Here is a 14,802-nt window from a genome sequence, read left to right as displayed (position 1 = left end):
GTTCCCCTATCAATTTGCCGACCCGCAGGCCGGCTGGGCGAGGGTTTGATGCGAAACAGGATTGTGATAGTCGGTGGTGGCACTGGCGGGACTATATTGGCTAATTTACTGGCCGCGAAATTACATCGGGAGATAGTGAATAATAAAGTTGAGTTATTAATGATATCGGACTCCCCGTTTCACTATTATAAACCGGCATTTATGTATGTGGCTTTTAACGCCTTCTTCAAGCAGGAATTAACCCGTTCTCAACAAAGCCTGTTACGCCCGGAAATAAAGTTTATTGTCGACAAGGCAGAGCGATTCGATTTATCTCAACGGGTGATCCATTGCCACAGCGGTAAACAGTACCCCTATGATTTTTTGGTGTTTGCCACTGGCTGTGTGCCCTGGCCGGATCGTATCGACGGGCTGGCGCAGGCGGGCGATCACTTCTACCAATATCAGGCAGCCCGACAGCTGGCGCAAAAGCTGGCGACGATTGAAAAAGGCCGAATTTTTATTACCGTCTCCTTCCCCGAAACGCCTAACGTGCCGCATCAGTGCGGTATTGCACCGATAGAAACCACGCTGATGCTCGATGATTACCTGCGTCGACGCGGGGTGCGTAAGGCGGTCGAAATTGTTTATACCTATCCCAGTGTCTCGCAGTTGCTGCGTAACTGTTTGTTTTTGCAACGTCCAACCGCCGAGGCCTTGCCCGGCATCTTCGCGGCGCGTGATATCCGTCATCAGCGTGGGTTTACTCTCAGCCGGGTGGACGCACAGCAGAAAATTGCTTACTCCGCCGAGGGTGAGGAACAGCCGTTCGATATTCTTATGGCCACGCCACCGATCCGCGCGGTGGAGGCGGTGTGCAATACCGGTCTGAGTGAGGGCAACACTGGCGAAGGCTGGCTGCCGACCGACCACCAGACGTTACAGGTTTATGGTCAGCAGGGGGTTTATGTTATCGGCGATACGGTGGATCTGCCGGTCAGCAAGGCCGGTGGCTCTTGCCACAATCAGGCACCGGTGATCGCTGACAATATCGTGGCTGAACTGCGACTGGGCCAAACCGTCAGCCACTACGACGGCAAAGTACAGGCGATCGCCCAAATGGGGCTGCAAGCCGGTATGCCGCTGGTCTATGACTATCGCCACGATGTGCTGCCGACACCGTCAACCAAAGTGGGCGGCATGCTGCGCAACGGCTTTAATCGCGGGCTCTATTGGGCAACGGTACGCGGGCTGATCTAACGGAGGGCCTATGAACGCATCTGAACAACAATCCCTGGCACCCTTGCTGGACAAGTTACAGCCACTGCTGGCCGGTGGGCGACTCGATAACGTGGTCGATCTGCTGTCGCTGCTGTCGGATCTGGTGGATATCGCCGATAACGCGCTGGTGGAGAAATTGTCCGGCGTGTTTGAAGGCCTGGTGGCTGCGGGGTGGGAAGGGGGAATGGCATTAAAGATGGCGCATACCGAGCTGCAGTCGGATCCCTCACCCGCTAATTTTCGCTCGCTGTATGCCTTGTTGCGTCAGCCAGATACCTTGCTGGGCCTGATGCTGGTGCTACGTACCCTGCAAATCATCGGCCAGCGGGTGCGCAGCGGAGCACTGCCCCCAGAGGTTTAATCGGAATCATTGGAATTGCTTTCACTCATTCAGGAAAGGAGTTGTTATGTCTGCCATCCTCAGGCACGGCTTTGCCACGCGAGCGATCCACCACGGCTACGATCCCCAGCAATATCTGGGGGCGCTCTGCCCACCGGTGTTTATGAGTTCGACCTTTACCTTCCCGACGGCGGAATACGGCGGTGCCTGTTTTGCTGGCACTGAGCCAGGCTATTTTTATTCACGTATTGCCAACCCAACGGTTAACCTGCTGGAACAGCGAATTGCCGATCTGGAAGGTGGGGAGGCAGCGGTGGCTTTTGCCTCCGGCATGGGCGCGATTACCGCCTGCTGCTGGACGCTGCTCAGCCCGGGGGATGAGCTGATCGTCGATGAAACCATTTATGGCTGCACTTTCAGCTACTTCCATCATGGACTGGCACGTTACGGTGTGAAAGTCACCCACGTTGACCTGACCCGGCCAGAGCGGTTGGCGGCGGCGATAGGGCCGCGTACCCGGCTGGTGTATTGCGAAACGCCAGCTAACCCAAATATGCGGCTGGTCGATATTGCTGCGGTCGCCGAGATTGCTCACCGTCAGGGGGCGCTGTTGCTGGTGGATAACACCTATTGCACGCCGTATCTGCAACGGCCGCTGGAGTTGGGGGCGGACATTGTGGTGCATTCCGCCACCAAATACATCGGGGGGCACGGTGACTTATTGGCCGGTCTGGCGGTGACGCGTCAGGATCTGGCGCAGGACATCCGTTTGGTCGGTCTGAAAGACATGAACGGCGCGGTACTGTCGGCACAGGATGCCGCGTTGCTGCTGCGTGGGCTGAAAACCTTGCCGCTGCGTATGGAGCGCCACTGCGATAACGCTCAGCACCTGGCGGAAATGCTGGCGCAGCATTCGGCGGTGGAACGGGTTTATTATCCCGGTCTGGAGGACTTCCCGCAGTATGCATTGGCGCAGCGGCAAATGGCGCGGCCAGGCGGCATGCTGGCATTTGAACTGAAAGGCGGTATGGCCGCGGGGATCCGCTTCCTCAATGGGCTAGGCCTCATCTTGCGCGCGGTCAGCCTGGGGGATTGTGAATCTCTGGCCCAACACCCGGCGAGCATGACGCACTCGGCCTACAGCGCCGAGGAGCGGCAGCGTCACCATATCAGCGACGGTTTGGTGCGACTGTCTGCCGGGCTGGAAGATCTGAGCGATCTGCAGGCAGATATCCGTGAGGCTCTGGCTCAGCGCTAACCTTGGTGCCCCCGCCCGGCGGGCAGGGACGGGGGTTACAGTAAGGCCGGGGCAATCTCCGCCAGCGCCAGCTCATTCTGCAACAGCGCGGCGCTGCTGGCGATGTCCGGTGCCAGCAGGCTCGTGAGGTTAATGCTGTGGTGAGGACGTGACGGGTGAACCCCTGCCTTTTTTACGCACCCACAACCAGTAAGCCAGGGTAAGGAAGGCCACCCACACCAGCCCAACGTACAGGGCGATGCGGCTGTCTTCGAAGTAACCGAGCAGGCCGATAACGAACAGCATAAATATCGTTGCCAGTGCCGGTGCGACCGGCCACCATGGCACCGGGAAACTCAGTTTGCTGACCTCTTGCGGCGTCAGCGTGCGGCGCATGGCGATCTGCGACAGCAAGATCATCAGCCACACCCAGACGGTGGCGAAGGTGGCAATGGAGGCGATGATCATAAACACCTGTTTAGGCATCAGGTAGTTGAGCACCACGCCCAGCAGCAGGGCCACCGACATCACCAGCACCGTCATCCAGGGCACGCCGTTATTGGTCAACCGGGTAAAGCTTTTCGGCGCCTGGCCATCTTGCGCCATGCCGTACATCATGCGGCCCGCACCGAAAATATCGCTGTTGATGGCGGAAATCGCGGCGGTGATCACCACCACGTTCAACACGTTGGCGGCGGAGCTGATCCCCAGATTGCTGAAGATCTCAACAAATGGGCTGCCGTTCTGACCGATGCTGTTCCACGGATAGATAGCCATCAGTACCAGCAGTGTCAGCACATAGAACAGCAGGATACGAATCGGAACCGCATTGATCGCCTTCGGCAGGACCTTCGCGGGGTCTTTCGCCTCGCTGGCGGTGATGCCGATGATCTCAATGCCGCCAAAGGCGAACATCACGACCGCCAATGAAGCGACCACGCCGCTGAAGCCGTTAGGCATAAAGCCGCCGTGTTCCCACAGATTGCTGATGCCGGTGGCGTGCTGAGTCTGGCCGAAACCAAACAGCATCACCGCCGCACCGCCGACTATCATTGCCACAATGGCTGCAACCTTGATCAGCGACAGCCAGAACTCCATTTCACCGAACACTTTCACGCTGCACAGATTGAGCGCGCCGATAAACATAATGATGCTAAGCACCCACACCCATTGGGCGACGTCCGGGAACCACAGCCCCATATAGATGCCGAAGGCGGTCACGTCCGCCAAGGCGACAATCACCATTTCGAAGGTATAGGTCCAGCCGGTGAGGAAACCGGCCAGCGGGCCGAGATAGTGGCTGGCGTAGTGGCCGAACGAACCGGAAACCGGCTGATGTACCGCCATTTCACCCAGTGCGCGCATCACCATAAACACCGCCGCGCCGCCCACCAGATAGGCCAGCAGCACCGCAGGACCGGCCAGTTGTATCGCCCCGGCGGAGCCATAAAACAGGCCGGTACCGATGGCGGAACCGAGTGCCATAAAGCGGATATGTCGCGCGTTTAATCCGCGTCTGAGTTGTGTTGTTTCGTTATGCATGTTGCTTCCCGTCGAGTTTTTACGGCAGAACAGGCACGCGCTATCCGCACCGGGCGGAACGCGCCCGGTGGGACAGAACAAACTGCGTGGTAGGTTTTATTTATGCCTGGCTAGGCAGCAGCGCTGCAGGCATCAAAGAGGTCAGATGACCAGCCGCCAACAGCAGGCTGGCAGCTTCAATGTCGGGGGCGAAGAAACGATCCTTGTCGTAGTAACTGACTTGCTCGCGTAGCACCCGACGAGCCTGCTCCAGACTTTCGGTGGTTTTCAGCCCTTTACGCAGATCCAGTCCCTGACAGGCAGCCAGCCATTCAACGGCCAGAATGCCGCGTACGTTATCCGCCATTTCCCACAGGCGACGACCGGCGGCCGGTGCCATGGAAACATGGTCTTCCTGGTTGGCGGAGGTTGGGATGCTGTCGACGCTGGCCGGGTGCGCCAGTGCCTTGTTTTCGCTGGTCAGCGCCGCGGCGGTAACCTGAGCAATCATAAAGCCGGAGTTCACCCCGCCGTTGTCCACCAGGAAAGGTGGCAGTTGCGACATGTGCTTATCCATCATCAGCGAGATGCGACGTTCGGACAACGAGCCAATTTCGGCAAACGCCAGCGCCAGATTGTCGGCAGCCATCGCGACCGGCTCGGCGTGGAAGTTACCGCCGGACAGCACGTCACCCTGTTCTGCGAACACCAGTGGGTTGTCGGAGACGGCGTTGGCTTCGATTTCCAGTACTTCGGCGGCCTGGCGGATTTGGGTCAGGCAGGCGCCCATCACCTGCGGCTGGCAGCGCAGGGAGTACGGATCCTGCACCTTGTCGCAGTTGCGGTGTGAATCGGAGACTTCGCTGCGTTCACCCAGCAGGTGGCGGTAAGCGGCGGCGGCGTCAATCTGGCCGCGCTGGCCACGCACGGCATGAATACGCTCGTCGAACGGGCTGCGTGAGCCCAGAGCGGCTTCCACTGTCATGCTACCGGTGACCGTTGCTGCGGCGTACAGATCTTCTACATCAAACAGGCCACGCAGGGCGAAGGCGGCGGAAACCTGGGTGCCGTTCAGCAGCGCCAGGCCTTCTTTGGCCGCCAGCGTCAGCGGTTTCAGGCCCGCTTTGGCCAGTGCTTCGGTGGCGGGCAGCCATTCGCCCTGATAACGGGCCTTGCCTTCACCCAGCAGCACCAGACTCATGTGTGCCAACGGTGCCAGGTCGCCGGAAGCGCCAACGGAGCCTTTCAGCGGGATATGCGGGTAAACTTCGGCGTTGACCAGCGCCATCAGCGCCTGGATCACTTCCAGACGGATGCCGGAAAAACCGCGCGACAGGCTGTTGATCTTCAACACCATAATCAGACGCACCAGGCTATCGTCGGTTGGCGCTCCGACACCGGCAGCGTGTGACAGCACGATCGAACGCTGCAGATTTTCCAGATCTTCGCGGGCGATGCGGGTGGATGCCAACAAGCCGAAACCGGTGTTGATACCGTAAGTGGTGCGGTCTTCCTCAACGATACGCTCAACCAGGGCGACACTCTGCTGGATGTCGGCGTAGGCATTGTCGTCCAGTGTCAGGGTGACCGGGTGTAGGTAAACTTCACGCAGTTGCGCCAGTGTCAGGTGACCTGGGCGGATAGTCAGCGCTTTCATGCTTTGTCTCCTTGAGTCGCAGCCACCATCGGCAGGTTCAACCCTTGCTCTCGGGCGCATTCAATGGCGATGTCGTAACCGGCATCGGCATGACGCATCACGCCGGTGGCTGGGTCATTATGTAATACGCGGGCGATGCGTTCTGCGGCTTCATCGGTGCCGTCACAAACGATAACCATACCGGAATGCTGGGAGAAGCCCATGCCGACGCCACCACCGTGGTGCAGAGAAACCCAGGTCGCGCCACTGGCGGTATTGAGCAGGGCATTAAGCAGTGGCCAGTCAGAGACGGCGTCTGAACCGTCTTTCATCGATTCGGTTTCACGGTTCGGGCTGGCAACCGAGCCGGAGTCCAGATGGTCACGGCCGATCACGATTGGTGCGGACAGCTCACCGCTGCGGACCATTTCGTTGAACGCCAGACCCAGCTTGGCGCGCTGGCCCAGACCGACCCAGCAGATACGTGCCGGCAGGCCCTGGAAGCTGATGCGCTCGCGCGCCATATCCAGCCAGCGGTGCAGATGCTCGTCATCCGGGATCAGCTCTTTAACCATGGCGTCGGTTTTGTAGATGTCTTGCGGATCGCCGGACAGTGCAGCCCAGCGGAATGGGCCAACACCGCGACAGAACAGCGGGCGGATGTAAGCAGGTACGAAGCCCGGGAAATCAAAGGCGTTGCTGACGCCCATTTCTTTCGCCATCTGACGAATGTTGTTGCCATAGTCGAAGGTTGGCACGCCCATTTTCTGGAACGCCAGCATGGCTTCGACGTGTTCGGCCATTGACTGCTTGGCGGCGATAACCACCTGAGCGGGTTCGGTCAGCGCACGCTGACGGTATTCTTCCCAGCTCCAGCCCTTAGGCAGGTAGCCGTTCAGCGGATCGTGGGCGCTGGTCTGGTCGGTGACCATGTCCGGACGCACGCCGCGGCGTACCAGTTCCGGCAGAACGTCCGCCGCGTTACCGCACAGGGCGATGGAGATGGCTTTGCCTTCAGCGGTGTATTTCTTGATGCGAGCCAGTGCGTCGTCCAGATCCACCGCTTGTTCATCGACGTAGCGGGTTTTCAGACGGAAATCGATGCGGCTCTGCTGGCATTCGATGTTCAGCGAGCAAGCGCCTGCCAATGTCGCGGCCAGCGGCTGTGCGCCACCCATGCCACCCAGACCGGCGGTCAGCACCCAGCGGCCCTGCAGGCTGCCGTCATAATGCTGGCGACCCGCTTCCACGAAGGTCTCGTAGGTACCCTGGACGATGCCCTGGCTGCCGATGTAGATCCAGCTGCCGGCGGTCATCTGGCCGTACATGGCCAGGCCTTTGGCGTCCAGTTCGTTAAAGTGTTCCCAGGTTGCCCAGTGAGGCACCAGGTTGGAGTTGGCGATCAGCACGCGTGGTGCGTTGCTGTGGGTTTTGAATACCCCAACCGGTTTGCCGGACTGCACCAGCAGCGTTTCGTCGTCTTCCAGGGTTTTCAGGGTGGCGACAATCTTGTCATAGCAATCCCAGTCACGCGCAGCGCGGCCAATACCGCCATATACCACCAGCTCGTGCGGGTTCTCCGCCACTTCAGGATCGAGGTTGTTCATCAGCATGCGCAACGGCGCTTCGGTCAGCCAGCTTTTTGCATTTAATTTTGTGCCGCGTGGTGCGCGTACTTCGACATTGCGAACTTTGTTATTTGCAGTCACAGCATTTTCCTCAAACAGTATTGGTACAGAATCCCATAACGCGGTGGGGTGAATCACCACGCCATAACAATGCGTAGGGTTTATTAACATATACTTGTATGTACAAGCATATGCAACACCGACCAGTGAATGCCAAAAATGGCATAAGAGAAAGTTATTTTCTTTATTAATCAGTATGATGCCGTTTAATCAGACGTTGTGTCCATTAGCTGGGCAGGGGAGAACAGTGAGCTATTCAACAAAAATGAATTAAAAATGGGTCAATTTTGCGCGTCCAATCACAATAAATTTACATACCTATTACAAGTTAGGCCCTGTGATAAAAAAGTCCTATCGCTGCAAGCAAAACGCCCGCGAGAGGGCGGGCATTTTTCTTTATGCAGCAGGCTGTAATACCGCTCTGCGGGTCATTTTGAATACCGTGGCAATAGCGGCGATCAACGCCGGTACGCACAGGAACATCAAAATACTCTGTACTTCCCACTGCATGGCCAGCAGTTGCGCCCCCATCATGGTTCCTGCCACGCCACCAAAGCGGCCGATGCCCTGCATCCAGGCAATGCCGGTTGCGCGACTGTGGGTGGGGTAGAAGGTCGCCGCCAGCGTTTGCAGGCCGGACTGCGCGCCGTTCATGGTAATCCCCATCAGGAAGATAAAGGTGCCCAGCAGCACGATATGGCTGTCCTCGGTGGCCATCGCCACGATCAGCAGCGCGGTAATGACAAAGCCGCTCGACACCACCTTATGGGCATTCCAGCGATCCATCAGCCAGCCGGCCACCAGAATGCCAAGGGTGCCGCCGAAGGTGAACAGCGAGGTCAGGATCGCCGACTGCTCCAACTGATAGCCCAGCCCCTGCATCAGGATCGGCATCCAGCTCAGCAACACGTAATAAATTACCAGCCCCATAAAGTAGGTCAGCCACAGCATCAGCGTGCCGGTCAGATAAGGCCGGGTGAACAACAGGCCGACGCTGGTTTTCGACTGTGCCAGTTTCTCTTCATACAGATAGAAGCGGGTTACCTTGTCGAGATCCTGGCTGACAAAGCGCTGGGCAATGCGTTTGATTTTGATCGCGTCTTTACCGCGGTTAACCATGTACTTGACCGATTCCGGCAGGAACAGGATCAACAATACCGTCAGCACCAGCGGAGCGATCGCTCCCAGCAACAGCACGCTGTGCCAGCCATAGGCCGGGATAAGCCATGACGAAATCGCTCCGCCGCCTGCGGCACCCAGAGGGAAACCACAGTACATGGTGTTAATCGCCAATGAACGGCAGCGCTGCGGTGCATATTCGGAAATCAGCGTGATGGCGTTCGGCATTGCCGCTCCCAGCCCCAGACCGGTGAGAAAACGCCACAGCGTCAGGCTATTGAGTGACCCGGCATAGGCGGTGGCCAGGCTTGAAAGACCGAAGAACAGGCATGAAAACACCAATACCCGTTTGCGACCGATACGGTCGGAGATCGGTCCGGCAACCAGTGCACCGAGTGACAGGCCCAACAGGGCGGCGCTCAGTACCGGGCCGAGATCCTGTTTTACAATGCCCCAGTCTTTGGCGACCGAAGGGGCGATATACCCCATAGCCGCAGTGTCAAAGCCATCAATGGCCAGGATCAGGAATCCCAATATGATCAAGGCCCAGTGAAACAGCGAGAATTTGCTGTCGTCGATGGCCTGCTGAATATTCAACTCGGTGGAATGAGCCATGGCACCCTCTAAACGCAGATGTGATTGTGGTGGATGAACCGCCGAAACTGGCGTCCGGCTTGTGCTTGCCTGTATATACATCTGCGCGCAGGCGGTTTATGTCAAATATTTTCATCTTATACGTTAAATAAATGTTGTTTTTGCGAAGCAGATTACATCGTCAGCGGCAGGGTATGGCCCAGTAAGTGAATTAAATGAAGCCGATAGCCGGTGAGATCGGCTGCCCGCCGAGCGGTGGATAAAATTTAATACAATTTCGCCCGTTTGGTCGCCGGGCTGGAATCTGCGATAATCCCTTTTTACCTTTCCAGATTGAGATACCGATGCAGTACCCGATTAATGAAATGTTCCAAACCTTGCAGGGCGAAGGCTTTTTTACCGGCGTTCCGGCCATTTTTATCCGCCTGCAGGGCTGCCCGGTAGGATGCAGCTGGTGCGATACCAAACATACCTGGGAAAAGGAAGCCAATCGGGAAGTTGATATGCAACGGATTTTGGTGAAAACCGAAGAGAGCGACGCCTGGGGCAGCGCCAGCGCCGAGCAGTTACTGGCGGTCATTCGCCAACAAGGCTACACCGCTCGCCACGTGGTGATCACCGGCGGTGAACCCTGCATTTACGATCTGACTCCGCTGACTGAATTACTCGAAGAGCACGGCTACGGTTGCCAGATTGAAACCAGCGGCACCCACGAGATCCAATGCTCGGCGAAAACCTGGGTAACGGTTTCACCCAAGGTGAATATGCGCGGTGGCATGAAGGTGCTGAGCCAGGCTTTGCAACGCGCCGATGAAGTAAAGCATCCGGTCGGACGTGAGCGTGATATTGAAGCGCTGGATGCGCTGCTGGCGACGCTGCATGATGAGAAACCGCGGATTATCGCGTTGCAGCCGATCAGTCAGAAGGATGAGGCGACCCGCCTGTGTATTGAAACCTGCATTGCGCGCAACTGGCGCCTGTCGATGCAGACCCATAAATATCTGAACATCGCTTAAAACTCAGGGCGCCATCGGCGCCCTTTCTTTAACCTTTATACACACATCCCGCGGTACAGGTTTCTTTCACCATCACCGCAGTCAGTTCCGGCAACTGGGGTTTGAGCTGCTGCCAAATCCAGGCGGCGAGAACTTCGCTGGTGGGATTTTCCAATCCTGGAATATCGTTTAGATAATTGTGATCCAGGCGCTCCCAGATAGGGGAGAACACGGCTTTAAGCTCGGCGAAATCCATCACCCAACCGGTGTGTGCATCGACTTCACCGGTCACTTCCAGACGCACCATAAACGAATGCCCGTGTAGACGACCACATTTATGGCCCTCCGCGACGTTCGGCAAGCGGTGTGCGGCTTCAAACTGAAAATCTTTAAACAGCGTGGTTGCCATTATTACGGCCTCATTGACTCAAAAACCGCCGAAGTTTACCGGAAATGGAGCCTGCTTGCCATTTATACTGCTTTGGTCTACTGCCAGCCGCGGCAAAGCGGTCTTAACACTTTTTTTGTTTGGTCGCGGATAGACCTATCGGTTGGGGTAATGAGTGGTAAATACGAGTCATTCAATAAGCTTCAAAAAAACATCTTTATTTTCATATGGATAAAAAATATACCTTAACGCTTTAACTGCTAACCCTTACCAGAAAAACCGCTTAGTCATTTTAGTTATTATTTATGGCTATCCCTTATTTAATCGTTGCTAATCTGCTCGGTAACCTTACAAACTATCCTGATCTTTTCAGCACCACGGACTGAACGAAAAGACAGCGACTGACATTGGCGAGCACCTGGCTGGATAGGTGCCAAGTATAGGAAATAAGTACTGCAATGACGACTCAGGCACCTCCAACATCTTTGCTCCCGCTGACGCCCGAACAGCTGGCGCGCCTGCAGGCGGCGATTGGTGAATATTCACCAACGCAGCTGGCGTGGCTGTCAGGTTATTTCTGGGGAATGGTCAATCAACAGCCTGGCACCGTAGCCATTGCGCCGGTGGCCTCGGCTGCCGCCAGCATCACGCTGATCTCCGCGTCGCAAACCGGTAATGCACGCCGTCTGGCAGAACAGCTGCGTGACGATCTGTTGGCCGCCAAATTGAGCGTCACTCTGGTGAACGCCGGTGACTACAAGTTCAAGCAAATTGCCCAGGAACGTTTGCTGGTGATCGTCGCCTCCACGCAGGGAGAAGGTGATCCGGCGGAAGAGGCGGTTGCGCTGCATAAATTCCTGTTCTCAAAGAAAGCACCCAAACTCAACGAGACCGCTTTTGCGGTATTCGGGTTGGGGGATACTTCCTACGAAAACTTCTGTCAGTCGGGGAAAGACTTCGACGGCAAACTGGCCGAACTGGGTGCCGAGCGCCTGGTCGAGCGGGTTGACGCCGACGTGGAATATCAGGAACTGGCCACGGCCTGGCGTAAACAGGTAGTGGAAGTGCTGAAAGCACGTGCCCCGGCTGAAAACGCTGCACCGGGCCAGCTTGCCAGCGGCGCGGTTGATCTGCTCGACAGCAGCCCATACAGCAAAGAACAGCCGCTGACCGCGCAACTGGCAGTGAAGCAAAAAATTACCGGCCGTGCGTCAGACAAAGACGTGCGCCATATCGAGATCGACCTGGGCGATTCTGGCTTGCGTTACCGACCGGGTGACGCGCTGGGCGTCTGGTTCGATAACGATCCTGCGCTGGTGGATGAGCTGGTGCAGCTGCTGTGGCTGAAAGGCGACGAGTCGGTGGAAGTGGAAGGCAAAACCTTGCCGCTGGCGCAAGCGTTGCGCAGCCATTTTGAGCTGACGCAGAACACCACGCTGATTGTCGACAAATACGCGGCCCTGTCGCGTGATGAGAAGTTGATCGGCCTGCTGGCGGATAAAGCGGCGCTGCAGCATTACGCGCACAACACGCCGATTGTCGACATGGTGCGTCAGGCCCCGGCCGATCTTAACGCCGAACAGTTGATTGCTTTACTGCGTCCGCTGACTCCGCGTCTGTATTCCATCGCTTCCTCGCAGGCTGAGAACGAAAACGAAGTGCACGTTACCGTCGGTGTGGTGCGCTACGATATCGACGGCCGCGAACGTGCCGGTGGCGCCTCCAGTTTCCTGGCCGATCGTCTGGAAGAGGATGGCGACCTGCGGGTCTTCATCGAACATAACGACAACTTCCGTTTGCCGGTCAACCCGGAAACGCCGGTGATCATGATTGGTCCGGGTACCGGCATTGCGCCGTTCCGTGCCTTTATGCAGCAGCGTGATGCTGACGGTGCCGGTGGTAAGAACTGGCTGTTCTTCGGCAACCCGCACTTTACCGAGGATTTCCTGTATCAGGTCGAATGGCAGCGCTATGTGAAGGACGGCCTGCTGACCCGCATCGATCTGGCCTGGTCACGCGACCAGCAACATAAAGTCTACGTGCAAGACAAACTGCGCGAACAGGGCGCGGAAGTGTGGCGTTGGATCCAGGAAGGCGCACACATTTATGTCTGTGGCGATGCAAACCGCATGGCGAAGGACGTGGAAAATACATTACTGGAACTGGTGGCCGAGCACGGTGGTATGGATGCCGAGCTGGCGGATGAATTTTTAAGTGAGCTGCGCCTTGAGCGCCGTTATCAGCGAGATGTTTACTGATGAGTGATAAACACCCGGGGCCTCTGGTGGTTGAAGGCAAATTGGCCGATGCCGAGCGTTTGAAGAAAGAAAGTAACTTCCTGCGCGGCACCATCGCTGAAGATTTGAAGGACGGCCTGACCGGCGGTTTTACCGGTGACAACTTCCTGCTGATCCGTTTTCACGGCATGTACCAGCAGGACGACCGTGATATTCGTGCCGAACGTGCCGAGCAGAAGCTGGAGCCGCGCCACGCGATGATGCTGCGTTGCCGTCTGCCGGGGGGGATTATTTCCCCGCAGCAGTGGCTGGGCATTGATAAGTTTGCGCAGGAAAGCACGCTTTACGGCAGCATTCGTATCACCAACCGTCAGACCTTCCAGTTCCATGGCATTTTGAAGGGCAACGTGAAGCCGGTTCACCAACTGCTGGGCCGATTGGGCCTGGATGCACTGGCTACCGCCAACGACGTCAACCGCAACGTACTTTGTACCTCCAACCCGGTAGAGTCTGAGCTGCATCAGGAAGCCTACGAGTGGGCGAAGAAGATTTCTGAACACCTGCTACCGCGTACCCGCGCTTATGCAGAAGTGTGGCTGGATCAGGAAAAAGTGGCGACCACCGACGAAGAGCCAATCCTCGGTGCTACCTATCTGCCGCGCAAATTTAAAACCACGGTGGTGATCCCGCCGCAGAATGACGTTGATCTGCACGCTAACGACATGAACTTCGTTGCGATCGCCAAAAACGGCAAGCTGGTGGGCTTCAACCTGCTGGTGGGCGGTGGTTTGTCGATTGAACACGGCAACAAGAAAACTTATGCCCGCCAGGCCAGTGAATTCGGCTATATCCCGCTGGAACACACGCTGGCCGTCGCGGAAGCGGTAGTGACCACTCAACGCGACTGGGGTAATCGTACCGATCGCAAGAACGCCAAAACCAAATATACGCTGGAGCGCGTCGGGGTCGACACCTTCCGTGCTGAAGTGGAAAAACGGGCAGGCATCACTTTCGAGCCAATCCGCCCGTACGAATTCACCGGTCGCGGCGATCGCATTGGTTGGGTGAAAGGTATTGATAACCAATGGCACCTGACGCTGTTTATTGAGAACGGTCGGTTATTGGATTACCCGGGGCGTCCGCTGAAAACCGGCGTTGCCGAGATCGCGCGGATCCACAAAGGGGATTTCCGCCTGACCGCCAACCAGAACCTGATCGTCGCCGGCGTGCCGGAAAGCGAGAAGGCGAAGATCGAAGCTCTGGCGCGAGATCATGGTCTGATCGACGATGGGGTCAGCGTACAGCGCCAAAACTCGATGGCTTGCGTATCCTTCCCGACCTGCCCGTTGGCAATGGCGGAGGCCGAGCGTTTCTTGCCGGAGTTCGTCACCAAGGTGGAAGGGATCCTGCATCGGCACGGCGTGGGGGACGAGCACATCGTATTGCGCATCACCGGCTGCCCGAATGGCTGTGGTCGTGCGCTGCTGGCGGAGATTGGCCTGGTGGGTAAAGCGGTTGGCCGTTATAACCTGCATTTGGGCGGTAACCGCGAAGGCACGCGTATACCGCGTATGTACCGAGAAAATATTAACGAAGAAGAAATTCTGCGAGAGATTGACCAACTGGTGGGCCGTTGGGCCACCGAGCGCACGGCAGGCGAAGGCTTTGGTGATTTCACCATCCGCGCCGGTGTGGTCCGGCCGGTGGTTGATCCGGCACAGGATTTCTGGGACTGACGCCATTTGGCCCTGCTGTTACAGGGGGCTGGATCTGCGCGGTATGATTCA

General features: G+C 57.1%; 11 protein-coding genes. 6 read left to right on the top strand and 5 right to left on the bottom strand.

The genetic code is table 11. The features are described from left to right. Nucleotides 1-48: 48 nt before the first annotated feature. Genes F8R23_RS13805 through F8R23_RS13795 form a run of 3 tightly spaced genes read left to right on the top strand, consistent with a single transcriptional unit; the run spans nucleotide 49 to nucleotide 2,858 of the window. Entirely contained in the window at nucleotides 49-1,239 is a 1,191-nt protein-coding gene (locus F8R23_RS13805) for an NAD(P)/FAD-dependent oxidoreductase (RefSeq protein ID WP_129937885.1), read from the top strand. 10 nt (nucleotides 1,240-1,249) lie between these two features. Beyond that, nucleotides 1,250-1,621, top strand: coding sequence for a hypothetical protein (locus F8R23_RS13800; RefSeq protein WP_085120259.1), 372 nt, complete (start codon nucleotides 1,250-1,252; stop codon nucleotides 1,619-1,621). A gap of 46 nt (nucleotides 1,622-1,667) precedes the next feature. Next, the gene (locus F8R23_RS13795) at nucleotides 1,668-2,858 is read left to right on the top strand and encodes a methionine gamma-lyase (RefSeq protein ID WP_129937884.1); all 1,191 of its coding nucleotides are present in this window, start codon (nucleotides 1,668-1,670) and stop codon (nucleotides 2,856-2,858) included. Between the two features lie 129 nt (nucleotides 2,859-2,987). Here the strand turns inward: F8R23_RS13795 and F8R23_RS13790 are convergent, their stop codons facing one another. From F8R23_RS13790 to F8R23_RS13775, 4 genes are all read right to left on the bottom strand, one after another. Further along, nucleotides 2,988-4,379, bottom strand: coding sequence for an amino acid permease (locus F8R23_RS13790; protein WP_129937883.1), 1,392 nt, complete (start codon nucleotides 4,377-4,379; stop codon nucleotides 2,988-2,990). Between the two features lie 100 nt (nucleotides 4,380-4,479). Further along, on the bottom strand, nucleotides 4,480-6,015 hold the full coding sequence (gene hutH, locus F8R23_RS13785; protein WP_099063053.1) for a histidine ammonia-lyase: 1,536 nt from the start codon (nucleotides 6,013-6,015) through the stop codon (nucleotides 4,480-4,482). Continuing rightward, nucleotides 6,012-7,703: a urocanate hydratase gene (gene hutU / locus F8R23_RS13780; protein ID WP_129934279.1), complete on the bottom strand. Its 1,692-nt coding sequence runs from the start codon at nucleotides 7,701-7,703 to the stop codon at nucleotides 6,012-6,014. The genes hutH and hutU overlap by 4 nt, the downstream gene beginning before the upstream one ends. A 375-nt stretch (nucleotides 7,704-8,078) precedes the next feature. Continuing rightward, nucleotides 8,079-9,416 carry an MFS transporter gene (locus tag F8R23_RS13775; RefSeq protein WP_151415723.1) on the bottom strand — a complete coding sequence of 446 codons (1,338 nt, stop codon included), beginning with the start codon at nucleotides 9,414-9,416 and terminating at the stop codon, nucleotides 8,079-8,081. Nucleotides 9,417-9,739: 323 nt separating this feature from the next. On the opposite strand from F8R23_RS13775, the gene queE reads away from it, so the two are divergent. Continuing rightward, nucleotides 9,740-10,411: a 7-carboxy-7-deazaguanine synthase QueE gene (queE, locus tag F8R23_RS13770; protein WP_129934282.1), complete on the top strand. Its 672-nt coding sequence runs from the start codon at nucleotides 9,740-9,742 to the stop codon at nucleotides 10,409-10,411. A 28-nt stretch (nucleotides 10,412-10,439) separates the two neighbouring features. On the opposite strand, the gene queD is transcribed toward queE, so the two are convergent. Beyond that, nucleotides 10,440-10,799, bottom strand: a complete 360-nt coding sequence (gene queD, locus F8R23_RS13765; RefSeq protein ID WP_012005257.1) for a 6-carboxytetrahydropterin synthase QueD — start codon at nucleotides 10,797-10,799, stop codon at nucleotides 10,440-10,442. 437 nt (nucleotides 10,800-11,236) lie between these two features. Between queD and cysJ the strand changes: the two genes are divergently transcribed. Together cysJ and cysI are read left to right on the top strand one after the other, a co-directional pair. Next, nucleotides 11,237-13,036, top strand: a complete 1,800-nt coding sequence (cysJ, locus tag F8R23_RS13760; protein ID WP_151415722.1) for an NADPH-dependent assimilatory sulfite reductase flavoprotein subunit — start codon at nucleotides 11,237-11,239, stop codon at nucleotides 13,034-13,036. After that, nucleotides 13,036-14,751: an assimilatory sulfite reductase (NADPH) hemoprotein subunit gene (gene cysI / locus F8R23_RS13755; protein ID WP_012005259.1), complete on the top strand. Its 1,716-nt coding sequence runs from the start codon at nucleotides 13,036-13,038 to the stop codon at nucleotides 14,749-14,751. The genes cysJ and cysI overlap by 1 nt, the downstream gene beginning before the upstream one ends. Nucleotides 14,752-14,802: the final 51 nt, after the last annotated feature.

The sequence above is a fragment of the Serratia proteamaculans genome, from assembly GCF_008830365.1.
Lineage (GTDB): Bacteria > Pseudomonadota > Gammaproteobacteria > Enterobacterales > Enterobacteriaceae > Serratia > Serratia proteamaculans.
Note: the sequence above shows the minus strand (reverse complement) of the source record. Positions and strands in the feature narration are given on the sequence as shown.

Excerpts from the sequence above, each read along its gene's own strand:
- F8R23_RS13805 (WP_129937885.1), top strand. The coding sequence starts at position 49 with ATGCGAAACAGGATTGTGATAGTCGGTGGTGGCACTGGCGGGACTATA.
- F8R23_RS13800 (WP_085120259.1), top strand. The coding sequence starts at position 1,250 with ATGAACGCATCTGAACAACAATCCCTGGCACCCTTGCTGGACAAGTTA.
- F8R23_RS13795 (WP_129937884.1), top strand. The coding sequence starts at position 1,668 with ATGTCTGCCATCCTCAGGCACGGCTTTGCCACGCGAGCGATCCACCAC.
- F8R23_RS13790 (WP_129937883.1), bottom strand. The coding sequence starts at position 4,379 with ATGCATAACGAAACAACACAACTCAGACGCGGATTAAACGCGCGACAT.
- hutH (WP_099063053.1), bottom strand. The coding sequence starts at position 6,015 with ATGAAAGCGCTGACTATCCGCCCAGGTCACCTGACACTGGCGCAACTG.
- F8R23_RS13775 (WP_151415723.1), bottom strand. The coding sequence starts at position 9,416 with ATGGCTCATTCCACCGAGTTGAATATTCAGCAGGCCATCGACGACAGC.
- queE (WP_129934282.1), top strand. The coding sequence starts at position 9,740 with ATGCAGTACCCGATTAATGAAATGTTCCAAACCTTGCAGGGCGAAGGC.
- queD (WP_012005257.1), bottom strand. The coding sequence starts at position 10,799 with ATGGCAACCACGCTGTTTAAAGATTTTCAGTTTGAAGCCGCACACCGC.
- cysJ (WP_151415722.1), top strand. The coding sequence starts at position 11,237 with ATGACGACTCAGGCACCTCCAACATCTTTGCTCCCGCTGACGCCCGAA.
- cysI (WP_012005259.1), top strand. The coding sequence starts at position 13,036 with ATGAGTGATAAACACCCGGGGCCTCTGGTGGTTGAAGGCAAATTGGCC.